This is a genomic window from Bowmanella yangjiangensis, assembly GCF_018531185.1.
Lineage (GTDB): Bacteria > Pseudomonadota > Gammaproteobacteria > Enterobacterales > Alteromonadaceae > Bowmanella > Bowmanella yangjiangensis.
On record NZ_JAHDJU010000002.1, the window covers coordinates 697,446 to 719,291 of the forward strand.

General features: G+C 52.1%; 14 protein-coding genes and 1 pseudogene. 10 read left to right on the forward strand and 5 right to left on the reverse strand.

Annotation, left to right across the window (positions count from 1 at the left end; all coding sequences use genetic code 11):
• Positions 1-13: 13 nt before the first annotated feature.
• Both KJY73_RS12710 and KJY73_RS12715 read right to left on the reverse strand, forming a co-directional pair.
• On the reverse strand, positions 14-2,536 hold the full coding sequence (locus tag KJY73_RS12710) for a glycoside hydrolase family 3 protein (RefSeq protein WP_214344101.1): 2,523 nt from the start codon (positions 2,534-2,536) through the stop codon (positions 14-16).
• The gene (locus KJY73_RS12715) at positions 2,533-3,792 is read right to left on the reverse strand and encodes a sugar MFS transporter (RefSeq protein WP_214344102.1); all 1,260 of its coding nucleotides are present in this window, start codon (positions 3,790-3,792) and stop codon (positions 2,533-2,535) included. Before KJY73_RS12715 ends, KJY73_RS12710 begins: the two co-directional genes overlap by 4 nt.
• A 201-nt stretch (positions 3,793-3,993) precedes the next feature.
• Here KJY73_RS12715 and KJY73_RS12720 point away from each other — a divergent pair, with 201 nt between their 5' ends.
• Genes KJY73_RS12720 through KJY73_RS12730 form a run of 3 tightly spaced genes read left to right on the forward strand, consistent with a single transcriptional unit; the run spans position 3,994 to position 7,698 of the window.
• Positions 3,994-5,355: a GH1 family beta-glucosidase gene (locus tag KJY73_RS12720; RefSeq protein ID WP_214344103.1), complete on the forward strand. Its 1,362-nt coding sequence runs from the start codon at positions 3,994-3,996 to the stop codon at positions 5,353-5,355.
• 6 nt (positions 5,356-5,361) lie between these two features.
• A complete protein-coding gene (locus KJY73_RS12725; protein ID WP_214344104.1) occupies positions 5,362-6,684 on the forward strand; it encodes a glycoside-pentoside-hexuronide (GPH):cation symporter in 1,323 nt (440 codons plus the stop codon).
• Positions 6,685-6,702: 18 nt separating this feature from the next.
• Positions 6,703-7,698, forward strand: a complete 996-nt coding sequence (locus tag KJY73_RS12730) for a LacI family DNA-binding transcriptional regulator (protein ID WP_214344105.1) — start codon at positions 6,703-6,705, stop codon at positions 7,696-7,698.
• Positions 7,699-7,910: 212 nt separating this feature from the next.
• On the opposite strand, the gene KJY73_RS12735 is transcribed toward KJY73_RS12730, so the two are convergent.
• Complete coding sequence (locus tag KJY73_RS12735) at positions 7,911-10,811, reverse strand: TonB-dependent receptor (RefSeq protein ID WP_214344106.1); 2,901 nt, start codon at positions 10,809-10,811, stop codon at positions 7,911-7,913.
• Positions 10,812-11,393: 582 nt separating this feature from the next.
• Between KJY73_RS12735 and KJY73_RS12740 the strand changes: the two genes are divergently transcribed.
• From KJY73_RS12740 to KJY73_RS12750, 3 genes are read left to right on the forward strand one after another with little or no spacing between them, the layout of a single operon-like run.
• A complete protein-coding gene (locus tag KJY73_RS12740; protein ID WP_214344107.1) occupies positions 11,394-13,073 on the forward strand; it encodes a methyl-accepting chemotaxis protein in 1,680 nt (559 codons plus the stop codon).
• A 31-nt stretch (positions 13,074-13,104) separates the two neighbouring features.
• Positions 13,105-13,410, forward strand: a complete 306-nt coding sequence (locus KJY73_RS12745) for an Mpo1-like protein (protein ID WP_214344108.1) — start codon at positions 13,105-13,107, stop codon at positions 13,408-13,410.
• Positions 13,411-13,469: 59 nt separating this feature from the next.
• The gene (locus KJY73_RS12750) at positions 13,470-15,143 is read left to right on the forward strand and encodes an acyl-CoA dehydrogenase family protein (RefSeq protein WP_214344109.1); all 1,674 of its coding nucleotides are present in this window, start codon (positions 13,470-13,472) and stop codon (positions 15,141-15,143) included.
• On the opposite strand, the gene KJY73_RS12755 is transcribed toward KJY73_RS12750, so the two are convergent.
• The gene (locus KJY73_RS12755; RefSeq protein WP_214344110.1) at positions 15,115-17,442 is read right to left on the reverse strand and encodes a TonB-dependent receptor; all 2,328 of its coding nucleotides are present in this window, start codon (positions 17,440-17,442) and stop codon (positions 15,115-15,117) included. The genes KJY73_RS12750 and KJY73_RS12755 overlap by 29 nt on opposite strands.
• A gap of 147 nt (positions 17,443-17,589) precedes the next feature.
• On the opposite strand from KJY73_RS12755, the gene KJY73_RS12760 reads away from it, so the two are divergent.
• The 4 genes from KJY73_RS12760 to KJY73_RS12775 all read left to right on the forward strand — a co-directional run bounded on the left by KJY73_RS12760 (position 17,590) and on the right by KJY73_RS12775 (position 21,557).
• Positions 17,590-18,300: a TetR/AcrR family transcriptional regulator gene (locus KJY73_RS12760; protein WP_214344111.1), complete on the forward strand. Its 711-nt coding sequence runs from the start codon at positions 17,590-17,592 to the stop codon at positions 18,298-18,300.
• A 169-nt stretch (positions 18,301-18,469) separates the two neighbouring features.
• A complete protein-coding gene (locus tag KJY73_RS12765) occupies positions 18,470-18,802 on the forward strand; it encodes a c-type cytochrome (RefSeq protein ID WP_214344112.1) in 333 nt (110 codons plus the stop codon).
• Positions 18,792-20,210 carry a D-arabinono-1,4-lactone oxidase gene (locus KJY73_RS12770; RefSeq protein WP_214344113.1) on the forward strand — a complete coding sequence of 473 codons (1,419 nt, stop codon included), beginning with the start codon at positions 18,792-18,794 and terminating at the stop codon, positions 20,208-20,210. The genes KJY73_RS12765 and KJY73_RS12770 overlap by 11 nt, the downstream gene beginning before the upstream one ends.
• Before the next feature lie 60 nt (positions 20,211-20,270).
• On the forward strand, positions 20,271-21,557 hold the full coding sequence (locus tag KJY73_RS12775) for an alanine racemase (RefSeq protein WP_214344114.1): 1,287 nt from the start codon (positions 20,271-20,273) through the stop codon (positions 21,555-21,557).
• On the opposite strand, the pseudogene KJY73_RS12780 reads toward KJY73_RS12775, so the two are convergent.
• Positions 21,554-21,835 (reverse strand): annotated as a pseudogene (locus tag KJY73_RS12780) (VOC family protein); the annotation flags it as partial. The gene KJY73_RS12775 and the pseudogene KJY73_RS12780 overlap by 4 nt on opposite strands.
• Positions 21,836-21,846 lie beyond the last annotated feature (11 nt).

Below are 21,846 nucleotides of genomic sequence, written 5' to 3' on the forward strand. Positions count from 1 at the left end.
GGCTTATACAAGATTAATTTGGGCACTGCTGCGGGGCAGTGACGCCCGGCTGCAAGCGGATATCGGCCAAACTGATATCAAGCTCCCCTTTGACCTGCAAACTAAATGGGCTGAACACCCGGGCCAACTGCTCCGCTTCGGCAAAGCAGGCTAAAGCAAAAGACAACTGATGCCACTGCTCTGTGGGTAATTGGGCTAATTTATCGCTGATATCCAGTTCAGCGCGACATCCCTCTCCACACAACATGGCAAGCTGTACTTCGGCCTGGGCTTGACTGCCAAGCTTAACCGTGAGGTTCAGCACTGCACTACTTTCCAGGTAGGTACGCAGATCTTGAGGAAAGGCGGCACCAATCTGGATTTCGCCTGTGGCCGAACCGTCAAAACGCAGTTGGCGACTGTCTTCCTGAATTTTCCAGTCACTGGTGCGCAAACTCACCGGACCTTGTTGCTGCACGCTGCTGACCACTGCCTGGGTGTGGCCAACTTCGCCAATACTCAATTGCCACGGCGCTTTGATGTTGTTTTCAAACAGCACCAGTGGTGACAAGTCACTATTAGCGGCGCTTAGCGTTTCATTCAGGTGGGGGGCCAGTACCTCAGCATCACCGTAACGCAGACCAAAACCATAAGGCAGCAACGGCTGATAATCAGCATCATGACGGTTGACCGTGGTTTGTTCTGGCGTAGCGGGCCAGGAGAAAGACAGCTTACCTTTGAAATCATAGTTGACTGTGCCATCGGCCTTTTTCAGCAGCACATCCGCAATACCAGCGCCCTCTGAACCGGGTAGCCAGGCCGCCACAAAGGCATCTGAGGCGTTCAGCTCCGGGTTCACCCATAGCGGCCGGCCACTGAGAAATACCGCCACCACCGGAATACCTTGAGCTTTGAGCTTGCGTAGCAGGGCCAGGTCGGTTTTATTACCCCGTTGATATTCCAGATTGGCCAGATCGCCGTTACCTTCTGCATAGGGTTCTTCACCGAACACCACAACGGCAACATCGGGCCGCTGTGTAAAGCTGCCATCTTGTGAAAGTGTGACTTTGCCCCCTGCTGCTTGCACGGCCTGTTTAAAACCGTCGTATATTGAGGTGGCGCCTGGAAAATCAATGTTCTGATTCCCTGTGCCCTGCCAGGTGATAGTCCAGCCACCCGCTTGCTTGCCGATATTGTTGGTCCCATCACCGGCCAGCAAAATATGCGCGCGGGGATCCAATGGCAGCAGCTGGTGATGGTTTTTAAGTAACACCAATGATTCTCGCACGGCCTGGCGGGCGACAGCCTGATGTGCAGGATGGCCTATCAGGCTTTGCTTGGCAGCCAACGCACGCTGCGCAGGCGAGGGCTTATCAAACAAACCAGCGCGCAGCTTGACCCGCAGGATCCGTGCTACTGCATCATCCAGACGCTGGGCACTGATTTGCCCTGATTTAACCTGGGCTATGGTGTTTTCCAACAGTGGCTTCCAAGCCTGAGTGGGCACCATATACATGTCCAGTCCGGCGTTGAGGGCGGCAGGGCAGCTTTCGTTACTGCAACCGGGGATCTGGCCATGCCCGTTCCAGTCACCTACCACAAAGCCGTCAAAGCCCATGCGTTGTTTGAGAACCTGGGTCAGCAAATAGGGGTTACCGTGATTTTTCACCCCATGCCAGCTGTTAAACGATGCCATAACCGATTGCGCACCAGCGGTTAAGCCACCAATGTAACCTTGGGCATGGATGTCAAACAGCTCTCGCTCTGTGGCCAGATTGTCGCCTTGATCATCACCGCCTTCTGTGCCGCCGTCACCGAGGAAATGTTTAACCGTACTTATCACATGTTGTTCGGATAGAAAGTTATCCGCCCGCCCTTGAAGGCCCTTAACTATGGCGTAGGCGTAGTCACGCACAATATCCGGGTCTTCTGAATAGGCCTCATAGGTGCGTCCCCAGCGATCATCGCGGGTAACCGCCACTGTGGGGGCAAATATCCAATCGATGCCGGTTGCAGCCACTTCTTTAGCTGTTGCTTCGGCTATTTGCTCGATCAGCGCCGGATTATGCGCGGCGCCCAGACCAATGTTGTGCGGAAATAAGGTCGCACCAATCACGTTATTATGGCCATGCACCGCATCGGTGCCCCACATGGTGGGGATGCGACTGCCATCCAGGCTATCATCTACAGAGGCTTGATACATGGCTTCGGCGAGCTCTACCCAATCCTGCACTGAGGCATGTTTGTTGTTGTTGGGAAAGGCACCGCCGCCGTTCAGATAAGAGCCAAATCCATAACGGCGCATATCTTCAACACTGATATCACGGATTTCCGGTTGCATGGTCTGCGCGACTTTTTGCTCTATGGTCATGTTCGCCAGTAAGGTCTTTACCCGCGTTTCGATCTCAGTAGTGGTGGCCACCTCTGAATGGATCACCGGCCAGTAGTCCGGTACAGCCGTCTCAACTGCGGTTTGCTGCGGTTCATTATGTGTGCATGACATCAGCAGCGCACTCAGTGTCAGTAGCGGTAATGAAATAGGTAAAGTGCGTATCATTTGGCTACCTCATTTTGCACAAAAGCGGGTGAAGATTGGCGCACCCTGGCTCCGACCAGGCCATAAAATGCGATATACAGATAGCAAACCAGCGGTAGCAGGAATGACAACTGCAAACCAATATTGTCAGCCAGTATGCCTTGCATTAGCGGTACCAATGCGCCGCCAACAATGGCCAGACACAGCAATCCTGACCCCCGGCCGGTATCCAGCCCAAGATTCTTGATGGCCAGACTGAAGATGGTAGGAAACATAATGGAGTTACATAGTCCCACCGCCAGGATGCTCCACATGGCAAGACTTCCATCAGTCACAATGGCGGTGAGGATTAGCGCCATGGACGCCAGGCTGTTAACCGCCAGTAATAAACCTGGGGCCACGCGCTGCATCAACAGGGCGCCGATAAAACGTCCAACCATTGCGCCGCCCCAGTAATAGGCAATGTACTTAGCGGCTTGCGCTTCGTTCATACCCATAACCTGGTCTTCACCGAGGAAGTTAACCAGAAAGCTGCCTATGGATACTTCGGCACCTACGTAAACAAAAATACCCAGGGCACCCAGGATCAGATGCGGATACTGCCACAAGGAGACTTTACTGGTGTTGGTGGTGCTTTGCGCATGTTCCTGTGTGGGATTAGGTAAGTGCAGCTTCAGGAAGGTCAGCGCCATGGCTGCCAGCAGTATGGCCAGGCCAATATAGGGCAGGATCACCGAATCAGCGCTCTGCTGGGCGTCTGCGGCATGAGAAAATATCAGCAAACCACCTACCACTGGTGCCACCGTGGTTCCGAGCGAGTTAAATGCCTGCGTCATCGTCAAACGGCTGGACGCGGTCTTTGGACTACCCAGCAAGGTAACCAAAGGATTGGCCGCTACTTGCAGTATGGTGATACCACTTGCCAGCACGAATAGGGCCAGCAGAAACATCCAATAGGTGGTGTAGAGTGCGGATGGCACAAACAGCATACAGCCGCAGGCTGCTGTTAATAGGCCGGTAGCTATGCCACGCTGAAAACCTATGCGGTCCACCAATTGCCCGGCAGGCACCGAAATCAAAAAATACGCACCGAAGAAACAGAACTGCACCAGCATGGCCTGGGTGTAGTTGAGACTGAATACCGCTTTTAAATGCGGGATAAGTATGTCGTTTAAGGCCGTTATAAATCCCCACATAAAAAATAACGAGGTTAACGACACCAGGGCAAAGGTCAGATTAGCAGTAGGGGATTTGATCCCCGAAGCGGCGTTGTGCATAGCAATTTCCGGCTTAGCTGAGGGCTGGTAACGTTTTACATTGACCGGCCAGTTACAAGGGTTTAACATTTGTGAAAGCGCTTACATTATTAGCATCACTGAATCCCTTGCGCAACACATAGCTGGTGTAAAGCAAATTCGGATGCCCGGGCGCACTGTCGTTAATTGAATGTTAAAACCCAGAGCTGATTGGATAACACCTTGAATAACAAACGCATTGAACTGCCCGCTGGCGCACCGTTGCTAAGTCCGGATTTTCTTTTTGGGGTGGCCACAGCCGCGTTCCAGATCGAAGGCGCGGCACAAAGCCGTTTACCCTGTATCTGGGATACCTTTTGTGCCACTCCCGGTAAGATCCGTGATGGCTCAAATGGTCTGCAAGCTTGTGAGCATGTTGAACACTGGTTGCAGGATATTGAGCTTATCCATGCCATGGGGGTGGATGCCTATCGTTTCTCGGTGTCCTGGCCCAGAGTGATGCATGAAGACGGCAGCCCCAATCAGCAGGGCTTGGATTTTTATCTGCGCTTGTTAGACAAGCTGAATGCTTTGGGGATTAAGGCCTTTGTTACCCTCTACCATTGGGATTTACCTCAGCACCTTGAAGATAAAGGGGGCTGGTTAAATCGCCAAACCGCCTACCAATTTCGTGAATATGCTGATTTGGTATCTCGCACCTTTGGTGAGCGGGTCTATTCTTATGCCACGCTGAACGAGCCATACTGCAGTGCCTATCTTGGCTATGAAATTGGTGTGCATGCCCCTGGGCATAAAAATAAAGCCTGGGGCAAACAGGCAGCCCATCATTTGTTGCTTGCCCATGGACTGGCTATGCAGGTGCTGGCAAAAAATGCCCCGCACGCACAAAACGGTATCGTACTGAACTTCAGCCCTTGCTATGCAAAAACCAACTCGGCTGAAGATATTCAGGCCGCACAGAATGCCGATCAGTACTTTAACCACTGGTATTTGCGTCCTGTCATGGAAGGCCGCTATCCTGACTTAATTCATGCTCTGCCTGCTGATGAGCGTCCTGTGATTGAGGAGGGTGACATGCAAGTGATTGCTCACCCACTTGATTACCTGGGCATCAACTATTATACCCGTGAGATTTATTCCGCCGACCAGCACGAACTGTTTCGAGGCGGACAGGAAAAGTCGCTACCATTGACCGATATGGGTTGGGAGATTTATCCGCAGGGGTTAAAAAATCTATTACTTGCTTACCACCAGCAGTATGACCTGCCGCCGGTTTACATTACCGAGAATGGTGCGGCTATGGTGGATGAGTTGAAAGACGGTCAGGTTAATGACTGGGACCGGCTGGCGTATTTGCACAGTCATATTAATGCGGTGAATGAGGCGGCCGAGCAGGGCGTGGATATTCGCGGTTATTTTGCCTGGAGCCTGATGGATAACTTTGAATGGGCTGAAGGCTACCTCAAGCGTTTCGGTTTGGTGTATGTGGATTACGCCAGTCAGCAGCGTATTGTTAAAGCCAGCGGTCTGGCCTACCGGGACATGCTTAATCGCCGTCCTTCCAGGGTATTGAGCGGGGAGTAAAAACTGATGCTGTCGGTACGGGAGAAGGTAGCTTACGGACTTGGCGATACCGCCAGTAATATTGTCTTTCAATCGGTGATGCTGTTTCTGTCCTTCTTTTATACGGACATTTTCGGTTTGTCTCCGGCGCTGGTCGGTACCCTGTTCTTAGTGGTGCGTATCTTTGATGCCGTAACCGACCCGCTAATGGGGGCCATTAATGACAGGACCAACACCCGACACGGTAAATTTCGTCCTTATCTGTTATGGCTGGCGGTGCCCTTCGGCATTATCAGCGTACTGGCTTTTACCACACCCGATCTCAGTCCGGACGGCAAGGCGGTGTATGCCTTCGTTACTTACGGTTTGCTGATGTTGGCCTATACGGCGATTAATATCCCTTACTCAGCCCTTGGTGGGGTGTTGACCGCTAATCCCACCGAGCGAGTGTCGGTGCAATCTTATCGATTTGTGTTTGGTATGTTAGGTGGCTTGTTGGTGACAGCCTGCACCTTGCCGTTGGTGGATTTCTTTGGCGCTGGAGATAAAGCCAAAGGCTATCAAATGACCATCGCGGCCATGAGTGTGCTCGGGGTTATTATGTTTTGGCTGTGTTTTGCCGGAACCAAGGAAAGAGTGTTTCCGCCTGCCGAGCAAAAATCCAGTTTCTGGCAGGATATGGCGTCACTTTGGCACAATGATCAATGGCGTATTCTGAGCCTGGCAGCGCTGTTTGTGCTGGTGGGTATGGTGCTACGCAATACCCTGGCCATTTACTACGTGAAGTATTATTTGGGGCGCGAAGATCTGATTACCTTATTTGTGACCTTAGGTATGCTGGGCAACATTGCCGGCTGTGCCGTCGCCCAGTGGCTGGCGGCCAGAGTGTGTAAGGTCAAAGCTTATATGGCGATTCAAGTGATCGCGGCACTGCTGTGTGTGGCCAGCTACTTTATCGGCCCAGAGCAAACGTTGCTGGCCTTTATTATCTATGTGCTGTGGTGCTTTATATTGCAAATGGGCACGCCTTTGTTATGGGCCAAAATGGCCGATGTAGTCGACTACGGCCAGTATCGCAGCGGCATACGCATTACCGGTATGACTTATTCCTCAGTGGTGTTTTTCATCAAAATGGGATTGGCGATTGGTGGTGCTATGGCCGGATGGTTACTGGCGTTTTATGGCTATCAGCCTGACCAGGCGCAATCCGCCGATACCCAGCAGGGGATTTTGTTTTCCTTCACCTGGCTGCCGGCGCTGGCATTTTTAATAGTGGCACTGGTCATGAAGTTCTATAAACTCGGCACTCAAGAAGTCGAAAAAGTCAGATTAGCGATAGAAAACCGCTAGGAGTGCAATAGAGTTAGCATGGCAACCATTTACCAAGTTTCTGAACGGGCCGGTGTCTCACTGGCTACTGTCTCCCGGGTAATGAACGGCAGCGCCAAGGTCGGGGAAGCTACCCGCAATAAAGTGCTGCAAGCCATGCAGGAGCTTAACTATCGACCCAATTCCATTGCCCAGTCACTGGCGTCAAACTGCTCGAATAGCGTGGGCATGCTGGTCTCAGAGGTACATGGTCCTTTCTTCGGTGAAATGATGAGTGGCGTTGAGAACGAACTGCGCTCGGTGGGCAAACACGTGATTATTGCCGCTGGCCACAGTGATGTGGAAAGCGAAAAAGACGCCATTGAATTCCTTATTAGCCGCAAGTGCGATGCGCTTATCCTGCATGTAGACGCGGTGTCCGATGAGTATTTGTTGGAACTGAATAAGCAGACGCCGGTGGTGGTGTTAAACCGTCATGTAGCCGGCATGGATGAAAACTGTATTTGCCTGAATAACGAATTGGGCGGCTATCTGGCTACAAAAGCCATGCTGGACCTGGGGCATCAGCAAATCGCCTATATTTCAGGCCCCTTGTTTAAACTGGATGTACGCGAGCGTCTGGCAGGCCACAAGCGAGCCTTACAGGAAGCTGGCAGAGCCTTTGACGAGGGCTTGTTTGTGGAAGGTGACTTTCATGAAGCCGGTGGGGTGGCCGCCATGGAACAATTACTCAAACAGCAGCAGCCCTTCAGTGCCGTGGTGTGCGCCAATGATGAGATGGCCTGCGGCGCCATGAATTGTGCCCGCGATCATCAACTGGATATCCCGGCGGATGTGTCCATTATGGGCTTCGATAATGTGATTATATCCCGTTATACCTTCCCGCATTTAAGTACTATTGATTTCCCCGCCGGTGAAATGGGCCGCATGGCCGCCCGCTGGGTGCGTAAGCATATTTATCAGGACGACAAACTCAAGGTACAAAACCTGTTTGAACCCAGCCTGGTACTGCGTGATTCTGTAAGCCGTCGTTAATTCCCTTGATTGCTTGAGTACCCTACGTCACACCGCATGGGTACGCCACCCATCTCCCGTCTCTGTGTTTTGAGGCCATCCCTGCAGCTTCTCTACCTTCAACTTTTTGTTGGAACGGCCATGACATGTCAATGCGGTTTGGCCAACACAAAAAGGCACCCGTAAAGGGTGCCTTTAACTATGTTCACCAATAAGGTGGGGGAAGCGAGAGGTTAGAAGGTATAACGTAATCCCAGGGCATAGCGGGCATCATTTTGCTGCGCCAGCAGCATCTGCTCCTGGAAGCGACCATGCACGCGTTTTTCCTGCTCGAGTATGTTGATACCTTCGAAGAACACTACCAGCTCCTCATTAACCTGGTAGCTGACACTCAGGTCCAACTGACCATAGGCTTCCGTGAACTGCGGGGCTGGGCCGCCAGCTTCCGCCTGGCCCATATCGGACAAGAAGTCATCCCGCCAGTTGTAGGCCAAACGTGCCTGCCAGCGTTCATCTTCATAGAACACCGCGAAGTTGGCCGAGTCGCTCAAACCCGGTAGGGCAAATTGCTCGTCGGTACGCTGCACATCGTATTCGGTATCTCCGTTGACCTTAGTGTAGTTGAGGCTAAAGCCAAGGCCGGTATCCCACAACCAATGCTGCCAGGCCAACTCCCAGCCACGAATGCTAAGATCTTCCACGTTATTCGGCTTGCTGATATTCCAGGTGGCAACAGGGTCATTGTCTGACTGAACAACCCGGTTCTCATCGTTGCCATAACCGTTATCCAGCAACCATTGAAAAACCGCTTCATCACTGGGGGTTTGGTTATTGGCGATCAGTTCCGCCCGCGCTTGTTCGGCGGCGGGTCCCATAAAGGGGTCGCGCAGATGGTCATACTGCTCTGTGGAGATGGTGTTCATCAGGAAGTTTTCTACGTCCTTGTTAAACCAACCCACAGAAAGATAACTGGCATCGTCGTAATAGTACTCAACCGAGAGATCGATATTGTCTGAACTATATGGTTTAAGGGCTGGGTTACCGGCAAAACCAGTGCGTGAGCCGACTTTAGGAATAGGCGTCAGTGAGGTGGTTGCCCGCATAGAGCCCAACGTAGGGCGGGTAATGGTTTTGCTGTATGAGACACGGGTGATGAGGTCTTCACGCAGTTCCAAACGCAAATCCAAACTTGGCAGAAGCTCACTGTAGTCGTGCGTTTCATGGCTGAAGGTAAAATCATCGGAGAACAGCGTCTGCCACTCTGTTGGGTTCAGCCATACCACCTGTTGGGCTTCCTGTTGCATGCTGCTAGCCGTGACATCGGTTTGCTCATAACGCAAACCTGCGACTACATCCAATGGCATGCCGTAAAGCTCACTCTGGATATTGGCCTGGATGTATACCGCTTTGGTTTTTTCCTCGATGTTGTGGTCGTCCTGCCAAGGGGCTGCAACATATTCTACATCATACAAGCCTTCGGCTTTTTGCATGGCAGCCGCTTGGTCGTAGCTGTAGTAGTAAGGAATTAACATCTCACTACCGCCGCCGCTGAAGTCTGATAGAAAATCTGAACCCAGCCCCACAAACTCTACATCGTCTTTCCACAGGCCCATATTTCCATACCAGCCCGCACTGATAGGGCCTGTATAGCTAGCTTGTGCATGAGTCTGCATTGACAGATATGACAAACCAAAATCAATGGATGCCAGGGCACTGTCATTGGGGTTTACCCAGCTACCATCAAACTGGGTTTGCTGAATATCCGTTTCATTTCGCCCGGCTCTGACACCAGCAAACAATGAGGCATAATGCTCCGGCAACAGGTGGGGTTCACCGGCCGGATTCAGATTGGCGTAATTGGCGCCCAGTAAAGGGATATCTGTTGAGGTGGCGTCGTAAGTTTTATCTGAAACGTTTAAGGCACCGAGAATGAAGAAGATATTATCGGCATAATTGTCCAGGCCGCCTTCTGATACCGCTTCAGAGTCATGCATATCAAGACTGAAGCTAAGCTGCTCGCTGGCTTGCCAATCGATATTCAGGCCCACAGAGGTGTTGCGGTTCTTACTGGCATTTTGATTCATGGTGCCAGAGTAGTCCCCGCCCACCTCGGTGACCCGGTCAAACGTACCGTTTTCATTGATATGCGCGGAGGTGGCGTTGCCAGGGCCGGAAAACCATAAACCCCAGGTATCGGTGCTGGACACATCTTCCAGTTGTGAATACGTATAGTCAGCGGTAATTTCGAGATTCTCGACTGGGGCGTATTGCACCACAAATTGCGCATTGGCGCGCTCCCGCTCAATATCTTCGGTGGCAAAACCCACGTTCCTGGCATAGAAGGTATTGCCGTAGGGGTTCTTGTTGTTGTCTTCCACCACGGCATTGGGGTTAAGGTCGCCGTGAATGTTTTGTCGCCAGCCGTCTATGGTGGCGCGTTTGACGTTGCTGTCACGCTTTTGATAGGAGGCCGATAAGCCTAGCCCCAGCTTATTGTCCATAAAGGTGTTGCTGACAATGCCGGAGATCTCCGGCGTCAGGTTGTCACCAGATTCGACACTGGTGTCGTGGTGGGCTTTAACACCGAAGCTGGCGACCATGGATTTGCTGCTCAATGGACGCGCTGTTTGAATATTTATGGTCGAACCGATACCACCGGACGCCACATCGGCTTTTCCGGTTTTGTAAATTTCCACAGCGCTGACACTGTCAGATGCCAGATTGGCAAACTCGAAGGAGCGGGTTGACTCACCAGATACCTGGGCGGTAGGCATCACCCTGTTATTCAGCAAAACCAGGTTAAAATCAGGGCCAAAGCCCCTTACTGTGACTTTACTGCCTTCACCATTTTGGCGATCGATAGATACACCCGTAATACGCTGTAATGATTCAGCCAGGTTAGTGTCGGGAAACTTACCTATGTCTTCCGCCGAAATGGCATCTACTACCCCATCACTGCTGCGTTTAACGTCCATGGCGCGGATCTGACTACTGCGAATCCCTGAAACCTGAATGACTTCTACTTCTTCAGCACCCTGAACCGCGTCCTGAGCAAAGGCTGGGGACAAAGTAGCCCCCAAAATTAACGACAAGCAGGTCGCCAGCCGGGTTTTATTGAATGTGTTGCTTTTCATGTGTCCCCCGATGTAACCAATGACATCGAATCATTTTGTTTTGTAAGCGCTTACAATTCCTGGTCAGAAAAAAGCGCCTGACCTGAATTGCGTGGCGCCGCCGGCCCAAAGTAATTATGCGCTGACTGTTGATGGCAAGTGTAACATCTCGTTAACCTTTGGGCGTAAGGTTTGTGCCAGGTTACCTAAATGCAGTAATGCTGACCTATACACTTGCACAACAAGGCCTGGGACAGTTTTTCTTAGTGATGGAATGACGCATCTTAACTGTTTCTATAGGCATGTAAGCGCTTTCATTAAGTTAGTGTGTTTTGATTTGTGATGCAAGTGTTTTTGAAATGTTAAATGTTTGGGGTGCTGTAAACTTGGCTTTAAGGTACCAATCTTTCTTGCCGAAAGTTGAGTCTCATAGAAGCCGACCGGCTGCGTAAAACTTCGTCGATGCGCTATTGATTTAATAAAAAACTGCTATTTTTACTTATTGATTCTCATGCTTTTTATTGCGGTCCGGCAAGTTAGGCTAGCTGGAAGAGAAGGATTCTGAACCGCAATTTCAGTCTACTAATTCGCCGGAACAATGATATGACCATTAAGAATCTACTAAGACTTGCCTTTGGTGTGACAATAGGGGTGGCCGCTCTACTTTTATTGATTGTTTTATTGCTGAAACAAAATCTGACTGACAGCTTTAACGCGGCCGAATTTCGTTACCAGTCAAGCCATTTGGCCAAGCTGTCTGCTACCAACTCCGCAACCCTTACTCTTTTGGCCCGCCATTATGTGGTTACGCTTGAAGAGAAATATCTGGATGCCTACAACCTGTTGGTGGAGCAGATTCAGGGTAATGCTAAATGGGAAGATGGCAGAGCCACCGGCTATCTAGAACGTTTACGCGAATTAGGCATTGATAGTAGTGATTTAGCTTATCTGGAGGAATCCAATGAGCTGTCCATGGCCTTGGTCAACACCGAAGTGGCGGCCTTTGATCTGGTCGCGCCTTTTAAGCATAAAAATATTAATGACTTAACTGAGCAAGAAAGGTTGAGTTGGCTTAAAGCCGTGGACATGGTGCATAACCAGGCCTATGAAAACGAAACCGACAAAATAAAGGCTCCTGTTGATAAGTTCATCGAGGCTATTGCGGTCTCTTCTCACCAAGCTTTGGAAGAGACTCAGAGCAGTGCAGACAGATACAGTTTCATGAGTGTTGCAGCTGTATTGGTGATCATTATTATGCTGATCCTTTGTTACTGGTGGCTGGAAAGACGGGTTATCAGGACCAGTCACTCTCTGATTGCTAAGGCTTTGCTGATAGCCAAGGGAGATCTCACTGAGCAGATTAGCATGCCAGGCACTGACGAGTTGGCTCAGCTGGCATCGGCTTTTAACCTGATGATAGATAAACTCAGTGAGCTGCTGAGTAAAATTCGTGACCAGGCCGAGCAGGCAAATAAGGCGTCTGTGGTGTTGAGTGACATTGCCCGCCAGTCTGCAAATTTAAGCGGCAGTCAGAATAATGCTATAGAGATGATTTCCACCTCGGTATACGAAAATTCCAACGCGGTAAAAGAGGTTGCGCAAAATTGCAGTGAGGCGGCTGATTCTGCAAGTCGGGCCGACGAAATGACCAACAGTGGCCAACTGACCGTTCAGCAAAGTGTCGCGTCGGTTGAGCAGGTATCACAGGTGTTGCAGACTGCCACCCAAGGGCTGCATGAACTGCAAGGCTCGGTTCAGGATATGGCCGCGATTCTGGACGTGATCAATAACATCGCAGAGCAAACCAACCTGTTGGCCCTCAATGCCGCTATCGAAGCCGCAAGGGCCGGGGACCAGGGCCGGGGTTTTGCTGTTGTGGCTGACGAAGTTCGCACCCTGGCTCAGCGAACTCAGCAGTCGACTACAGAAATTCAAAGTAAGATCAATGTATTGCAGTCGGTGACTGAATCAGTTTCAAACCGCATTAAAAGCAGCGATGAGAACGCTAGGTTGGCAGTACAGAATTCTCAGAAAGTCGGGGAACTGCTCACGGATATACAGGCCCTGGTCAAGAATATTAACGATATGAACCTGTCTATTGCGACCGCTTCTGAGCAACAGGCAAAAGTGTCGGATGACATTGCTGAACGCTTAATCATAGTGCGTGATGGTGCCGAAGAAGCGAATCAACAAAGCCGTTCGGTTTCTGCGTCATCCGAAGAGCTGCTGTCCATTGCCAGGACGCTGACTGAGGAAGTAAACCGGTTTAGACTGAGATTTTGATCGGTCTGAACAGAATATGCCCGGAAAAGACATGAAAACAGAGTTCCACAGCTTTCGTGAATTTTATCCTTATTATTTAAAGGAGCACCGTCATCCTGTTTGTCGACGGCTGCATTTTGTTGGCTCATGGTTAGTGTTAGGAATTTTGTTCTATAGTTTGTCCAGCGCCAATTATTGGGCCTTATGGTTTATGCCAGTCGCGGGTTACGGGTTCGCCTGGGTAGGGCACTTCTTTTTTGAACACAATAAGCCCGCGACTTTTAAGTATCCGCTGTACAGCCTGATTGGAGACTGGGTGATGTTTAAAGACATACTGGTTGGCCGGTTAAAATGCTAAGCCTGCACACAAGTGGGTGAAACGCTGGCTTGACTGAGCTCAGGCCGGAAGGAGGCGAAATGACGGAATTGACTCATGCCATTGCTTCTACCCACCAGGTTTTTAATCAACCCCTGCCGCTTGAAAACTACAATGCCTTCCACGGTGACCGCATGTTGCAGTATTGGCTGCGGGTCTTTGATGCAACGTGGGCTGACCCCCGGCTTATGGACTTCGGTCATCAGGTCGGTCATGAATTATTGCAAGCGGGTTTCCTGGCCAATAAACACATTCCGGAATTTCTCCCCCACGATCGTTTTGGGCACCGTATCGACCAGGTTGATTACCATCCTGCCTATCACCAACTCATGCAGGCGGCCATTACCGCTGGCCACACCCATTTACCCTGGACCATGCAGGAGCCGGGTAAGCATGTGGCCAGGGCGGCCCTGGCCTATCTGCATAATCACGCCGATCCCGGTTCGGGATGCCCCTTAACCATGACCTTTGCCAGTGTGCCAGCTATTCAAACGCAACCCGACGTGGCGAGTCGTTGGTTACCTGGCATTCTGTCCGGCCACTATGATGGGAGCAATAAGCCTTGGTATGAAAAAGTCGGTCTGACTATAGGTATGGCCATGACCGAAAAGCAGGGCGGTTCTGATGTGCGGGCCAATACCACGGTGGCGGTGCCTGTCGGTCAGCCTGGCGCCGGGCAGCTATACAGCCTGCTTGGTCACAAATGGTTTTGCTCGGCCCCCATGTGCGATGGCTTTTTAATGCTGGCAAAAGTGGAAGATCAGCTTTCATGCTTTTTAGTGCCGCGCTGGCGGGAAGATGGCAGCAAGAACCCAATTCACATTCAGCGTCTTAAAAACAAACTGGGCAATAGATCCAATGCCAGTGCCGAAATTGAACTGCGTGGTGCCCATGGCTGGCTGGTGGGAGAGCAAGGACGCGGCGTGGCCACCATAATTCAGATGGTGGCGCTGACTCGCTATGACTGCATGATTGGCTCATCGGCCCTGATGGCGCAGGCGGCCAAGGAAGCCATCTGGCATACGGCCGGTCGCAGCGCATTTGGCCGGCCGTTGCATTTGCAACCACTTATGCTCAACGTGCTGGCGGATTTGGCCTTAGAGGCGGAAGCCAGCCTGGCCATCAGTATGCGCATTGCCCATGCCCTGGATAATATGCAGGATGCAAAGCAGGCAGCGTTGGTGCGTTGTGCCACGGGTATAGGTAAATACTGGATCTGTAAACGCGCCGTACTACAAACCTTTGAAGCCATGGAATGTGTTGGTGGTGTTGGTTATGTGGATGAAAATGTCTGCAACCGTTTGTACCGGGAAGCGCCGGTGAATTCCATCTGGGAAGGCTCGGGCAACGTACAGTGCCTGGATTTACTGCGGGTGTTATCGCGGGAGTCTGACTGTCTAAATGCCTTGATGGCAGAGCTTGAAGCGGCCAGAGGTCGGCACCCCTTGTATGATCGCCGTTTAGATCAGACCCTGGCCATGCTGGTACAAACGGAAAGCCTTGAATACGCTGCCCGCCATATTCTGCAGCATCTGGCACTGTGCTGGCAGGCTGCCACCCTGCTGCTGCATGGTGAAGGTTGGATTGCCGAGGCTTTTGTACGCGCCCGCCTTGGGCAGAGCAGCCTGCAATTTGGCTGCCTACCCGAAGGGATTAATACCCAGGCTATTGTCGAGCGTTTGTTGGTTAGAATTGATAACCGAACTGCAGGGTAACGCTGCGTCCTTGTTCGGTGTACACGCTGTACATGCCTACCGGGCCAAAAGACATATCGGTGGAATAGTTGATAGTATTTTTGTCTGTGAGGTTTTTACCCAGCAAGGCCACCGACCAACCATTGGCATAGTCGGCTAATGCGACGCGCAGATTCAACTTACCGTAGCCGCTTTGTGCGGTAAAAGGGTTGAGATCATAATTTGTGTAATGCATGGATTTAAATTGGCTTTGCAGATTCACCTTAAGCTCCAAACCGTCACCGATTTCCATCAGATAATCCAAATCCAGTGAACCGGACCATTTGGGCGCAAAGGCCCCGGTTTTTCCGGACATATCGCAAGATTGTCCGTCGGCTTCAACATTATCCGGGGTATACATCAGGCTGTAGAAGCATTTGGCACCTTTGAACTCATCCCAGCTGAAATCCAGCCAGGCGAGGTTACCGGATAAACGCCAGTTATCGGCAAACTGCCAGCGGCCATCTAGTTCAACGCCGCGACTGGTGGACTTACCGCCGTTTTCTACAAAGAAACCGGCAGTGCCATCAAAGGTCGAGGTTTGCAGATCTTCAAATTCCATATTGAACAGGGCCAAATTCAGATCGGCACTGCCGTCATCCAGGGTCAATTTGGCACCCAGTTCGTAAGCCAGGACTGACTCGTCTTCAAATTCCCAGTCTTTGGCCACATTGGCCCTGGCATCAAAACCACCTGCCTTGGTGCCGGTGGATACCGCGCCGTATAGCATACCGCCGTCAAACTTGTACTTAATGTTCAGGGCTGGCGAAAAGGCCTTCTCGGTGCGTTCGCCGCTTACCGCATGCTGTTCTAGTTGTAGTTCGCTGGCGAGGATCCCCAGATAGATTTCCGGTGGCAGCTGGGCTGGCAGTCCCATGGCTTGCAGCATGTCCGGTACATTGACTATGTCCTGCTCGGCAATCACCTCACCGCTGGATAACTCTACCAGCGTCAGGGTGCGGGAGGCTTGTTTGTCTTCCTGGGAATAGCGCAGGCCAAGGGTTGCCTGCCAGTGGTCGTTAAAACTGTAGTCCAACTGGCTGAACAAGGCCCAGGTGTCTGAGTCATTCTGGTAATCCCGCGGCCCCAATGCATTCAGCGGATAGATGCGATAGGCCTCGGCAAAATCCAGTTCGGTCTCTTGGTAGTAAGCGCCGGCGATAAAATTAAAGGCACCCTGCCAGTCGGAGGTTAAGCGTAATTCCTGGCTGAGCTGGCGGTATTCTTCGTCATTGTACTGGCGATACACCAGCGGCACCGGGCTATCATCACCGTCACTGGTCAGGGCCAAATCATAGCGTTGCCAGCCGGTTACTGAGGTCAGGCTCAGCTCCCCCAACTGCCACTGTACATCCAACGTCAGATGATCAGCCTGATAGTCTGTGCCTTCGTCTTCCCCCAGTTCACGTAAGCCTTTTTGCGTCACATCATCCAGTACATACTGGCGTGGATCGCCAAAATAATCTGGCAACTGGGCGCCGCCGTTTAAGTAGATAGGCTCAGCTACCGGCTGGGCATTTCGCACACCGTCAGAATCTTCACGGTCAAACTGGTAACGTAGCAGGACGTCCACATCGTCGGCCGGTTGCCAGGCCAGGGATACACGCCCTAACAGGCTGTTACGGGCCACTTCATCGCGGCCCATCAGGCTGTTATGCAAAAAGCCGTCTTCATTAATCAATTTCAGTGCCACGCGCCCCTGCAAATTGTCCGTCAGGGCATTGCCCACCGCGCCTTCCAGGCTGTACCCATTGTCCAGTTCATAGGCACCATGCAAATAACCACGCAAATCATCGGTGGGTTTGGCGGTGAGGATATTCAGGGCACCGGCGGTGGTGTTTTTACCAAACAAAGTGCTCTGGGGGCCGCGCAATACCTCAATACGCTCAACATCCAGAAAGCTACTGCGCATCAACTGCGCCCGGCCGCGGTAAATCCCGTCCACATAAGTGCCTACGGTTTGCTCGAAACCCTGATTAGATCCCGATCCCAGGCCGCGCATATTAATGGCAAAGCCTTGGCCGGTTTGTCCTACCGAGAAGTTGGCAATGCTGCTGGATAGCTGTTCTGCGGTGCTGAGGTTGTTGTCGATAAGTTTTTGCGCCGGGATAGCGGTGATGGAAATCGGCACGTCTTTCACGCTTTGGCTGCGTTTTTGCGCCGACACCATGATGACTTCCAAACCACTGTCTTCGGCCGGTGGCGCTTCCTGAGCCCAGGCTGAGGTGAGGGCTAAGCTGGTGGATAGCGCCAAAGCACTGAGCTTCGAATTAAGGTACATGGGAATTCTCCTGTGTGTGCCCGGCCGTGTTGGTCGGTTTTAATTAAATTGGACACTCGTCCAATTTAATTTCCGGTGGCGAGAATTGTCAATGCTTTGTAATGAATTTGTTGCTTTGTATCTGTGTGCTGTGCAAGTGAAAGCGGCTTGACTGCCCCACAGGGCTTGGATAACGTCGGACTTTTGTATTTGGTGAAACGGGGAGACGGGATGACCGGCACGGTGGACAAGAAGACGGTAAAAAGTGAGATCACCCGGGGCAAAATCCTCGAAGCCGCGCTGGATTTGATTGCCGAAGGTGGCCTGGCGGCGCTGTCACATCGCACTATTGCCAGCCGTGCCGAGGTGCGCTTGTCCCTGACCAGCTACTATTTCGGTTCCCTCGACAATCTGATTGAGGCGGCCTTTGACCGCTTTGTCGAGCAAACTCAGCCCTATCGTGACAAGGTCAGAGCCAACATTGACCAGCAATGTCAGTTACCGGATGGCCCGTTGTCGGCGGCACAAATGGACGGGCTGACCAGCCAGTTGGCAGACTTTCTGACCCAGCATATTCAGGCTGGCGTCACGCAGCGGCGCCGCGAGCTGGGGGTGGAAAGCCACTTTGTGTATGCGTTCAACGTGGCTGAGCCGCTGGCCGCGAAAATTCAGGCCTTTACCCAGATGCAGCTAAAGATGATTGAATCTGTGTGTCTGCGTTTTGGCAGCAGCATGCCCTGGCAGGATGCCCATCTGATACTGGCGGCCATTAGCCAGATGGAGTTTGCCCACGCCAACGGCGGACGTGAATTTAATCCTGAATTTGTTTATCAGTGCCTGAAGCGCTTGTTTGGCAGCTTGTTTACTGCGCAGTCCTAGCTTCGACCATACTGCACGAATGTATTGGCCCTGATACCTAGGCAGCCGCCAATCCCTGTGTCTATCCGGGCAAGTTCGCTCAACCCGCGGGTAGCTTAACAAGCTGTTGACAAACCAATAGGGTGGACTGTAATTTGGACGTTCGTCCAATTTATGCCTGTGAGGCTTTATGGCTCTACCTCCACTTCGTCTGGCGCTGCTCATCGCTGGCTTGTCAGGCAGCGCTGTTCAGGCACAAATGACCCCGGAACAAATGCAGCTGTTAACTCATAACTGCCTGCAATGCCATGCGGTTACTCACACCGGGGCGCCACTGCTGGGCGATACTCAGGCCTGGCAGGCGCGTATGCAAAAAGGCCGCGAGCAGATCCTGCTAAACAGTATTGAAGGCGTAGGTGGCATGCCGCCCATGGGCTATTGCAGTGCCTGCACCGAGGAGGATATGCAGACCCTGATCGACTTTATGTTGGGCGATGCCAAGGAGGTGGGGCATGACAAGTAATTCGTCCGGTATCAGCAGACGTACCTTACTCAAAGGCTTGGCCGCCAGCGCTACTGTGCCTATGGCGGGCTGTTCACCTAATCCGGCTTCGCCGCCACTGGCTGCGCCTTACGTGCCGGGCAAACCCCTGCCGTGGATTAACTGGGGTAAGAATCACAGCTGTTATCCGTCGCAGCGTCTGGCGCCACGTAACGAACAGCAGTTGCTGCAAGGTTTGACCCAGGCCAAAGGCACAGTGCGGGCGGTGGGCTCCAGTCATGCATTTAGTGCCTTAGTGCCTACCGACGATACCTTGCTGACCACAGATTATCTGTCGGGATTGGTCAGCCACGACCCGGCTACCCTACAAGCGGAAGTTTGGGGCGGCACGCGCCTGCATAGTCTGGGCCCCTTACTGGAAAGTGTCGGGCTGGCCACGCAAAATCTGCCGGATATGGATTATCCGTCGTTGGCCGGGGCTATTGCCACTTCAACCCATGGCACCGGCAAACACTTCGGCTCGCTGTCTACCCAGGTGGTCGGGCTTACTTTAGCAACAGTGGACGGGCAATTGCTGGACGTCAGCGCCCAGCAGCATCCGCAAATATTCAACGCCGCCCGCACCCACTTAGGTGCTTTGGGTATAGTTTCCAGAGTGCGTTTGCAATGCCAAAGCGCCTACCGTCTGACCGAAGTCAGCCAGGTTGAACCCCTCGAGTTGATGCTCTCAGAGCTTGAGCAGCGTATGGCACAAAACCGCCACTTTGAAATCTTTGCTTTGCCTTATTCGCCCCTCGGTATCTCGGTGGCCACCAATGAGGCCAATGCCGCAGATGTGAATCAGGGCGAAGAGGATCCCGGCGCCTTGAACCAGCTTCGTCAGGTATTCGAATCTGTGTCCTGGCTACCTGGAGTAGGGGAATCCCTGTATGCCTGGTTGCTGGACAAAGCCTTTGGCGGCAACCCGCCAGTAGTTCGGACCGGCCCCTCTTATCGGGTGCTGGCCCATGCCAGAACCACGCGCTTTTGTGAAATGGAGTATTCGGTGCCGGTGGAAGCCGGGCCGGAATGTTTACGTAAGGTGCTGGAGACTATTGTGCGACGTAAGTTACCAGCCTGTTTTCCTATTGAATACCGGCATGTCAAAAGCGACGACATTATGCTGTCCATGTATCAGGGACGCGACAGCGCTGTGCTATCTATCCATCAGTTTGGCGACTTGGATTACCGGCCGTTTTTTGCCGAGATTGAACCGATTTTCCACCAGTACGAAGGGCGCCCCCATTGGGGCAAGATCCATTCCTTACAGGCCCCGCAATTGGCGGCACTGTATCCCAAGCACTGGCAGGACTTTCTCGCCATTCGGGAAAGCCTGGACCCTAATGGCAAGCTGCTGAATACGCATTTAAGGCAAGTTTTGGGTGTGTAAGTACTGTTTGTTTCGGCAAAGGTTTCAATGATTAATGAATTGATAATGGAGTAGGTTGAGATGACAAGCAGACGCACCTTTTTAAAAGCCGGCGCTGGTGTGGCGGTGCTGGGCGGTGCCTGGCTGGCCAAGCCGCAGGATAATGCTGGTGCCGTTGAACCTTATTTTCAGGGCTTATCTTCTGCTTTAGATAAGGCTGATATCACCCATCCATCGCTACTGATTGACCTGGATAAACTGGACCAGAACCTGGCGGTATTAAATGCATTTTTCAGCCGCCAGCCAGAGAAAACCTACCGGATTGTGGTGAAGTCGCTGCCAAGCCCCGACTTGCTTGACTATATAGCCGAGCGCACCCAAAGCCATGCTTATATGGTGTTTCATTTGCCCTTCCTGCAGGCGCTGGCCAAAGCCAAACCCGATGCCGACATTCTGTTTGGCAAGCCAATGCCCGTGGCATCTGCGGCGGCCTTTTATCAGAACTGGCAAGCATTACCGCAGGGCTTTGTTCCCGCCCAGCAATTGCAATGGCTGATTGACAGCCTGCCAAGGCTTGAGCAATACCTGCAACTGGCCAAACAGCAAGGCTTGCTGCTGAGAGTGAACTTTGAGATTGATGTGGGTCTGCATCGCGGCGGCTTTAATGAACCGGCCAGCTTTGCCAAGGCACTGGAATTAGTGGCAGCAAATCCCGAGCATCTGCAATTTTCCGGTTTAATGGGTTACGACGCCCATGTCAGTAAATTGCCCGGCTTTTTGGGGGACCGCGAGTTCATACAAGTGCAGGCCCGTTATCGTGCTTATGTGGAACAGATTCGCAGTGCATACCCAGAGTGGTTTGAGCGGCCGCTGTGTTTTAACGGTGCCGGTAGCCCCACCTTTTTGCGCTACGGTGATGTCACACAAGTAAATGATTTGTCGGTCGGTTCTTGTCTGTTAAAGCCTCTGGATTTTGACCTGCCAATACTTGCAGAGTTTGAACCGGCCGCGGCCATTGCCACCCGGGTATTAAAAAAACAGCTTAATCAGGGAGTGCCCACTCAGGAGTGGTTGGGCAGCGTGGCAAGTTGGTGGGATCCTAATCAGCAGGTGAGCTTTTTTATCTACGGCGGCAAATGGCTGGCAGCTCCCTGGTCACCGCCTGGGCTGAGTTTTAATAGCCTGTATGACAGCTCCAATCAGCAAGGTTTAAATGGCTCAGCACAACTGCCGCTGGCGGTGGATGACTGGGTATTTTTGCGGCCCCTGCAAAGCGAGGCCGTGTTATTACAGTTTGGCCATTTGCTGGCCATGCGTAATGGCCAATTGTTGGCTCGCTGGCCGGTACTGGGGGCCGATGGCCCCTAAACCGCGAAGAGTTGATTAAGATCTTTAAAGGCCTTGAATTCCAGGGCATTACCGCAAGGATCGAGTAAAAACAGGGTTGCCTGCTCGCCGGCCTGCCCTTTAAAGCGAATATAGGGTTTGATCACAAAGTCACAGCCGGCATGGGTGAGTTTGTCGGCTAGTTGCTGCCAGTCAGACCAGGCCAGTACTACGCCAAAATGCGGCACGGGCACCGCATGGGCATCTACTTCTTTATGGGCCGGGGCGCTGGGCATCTGTTCCACCAAGTGCGTGACTAGGGGCTGTTTAT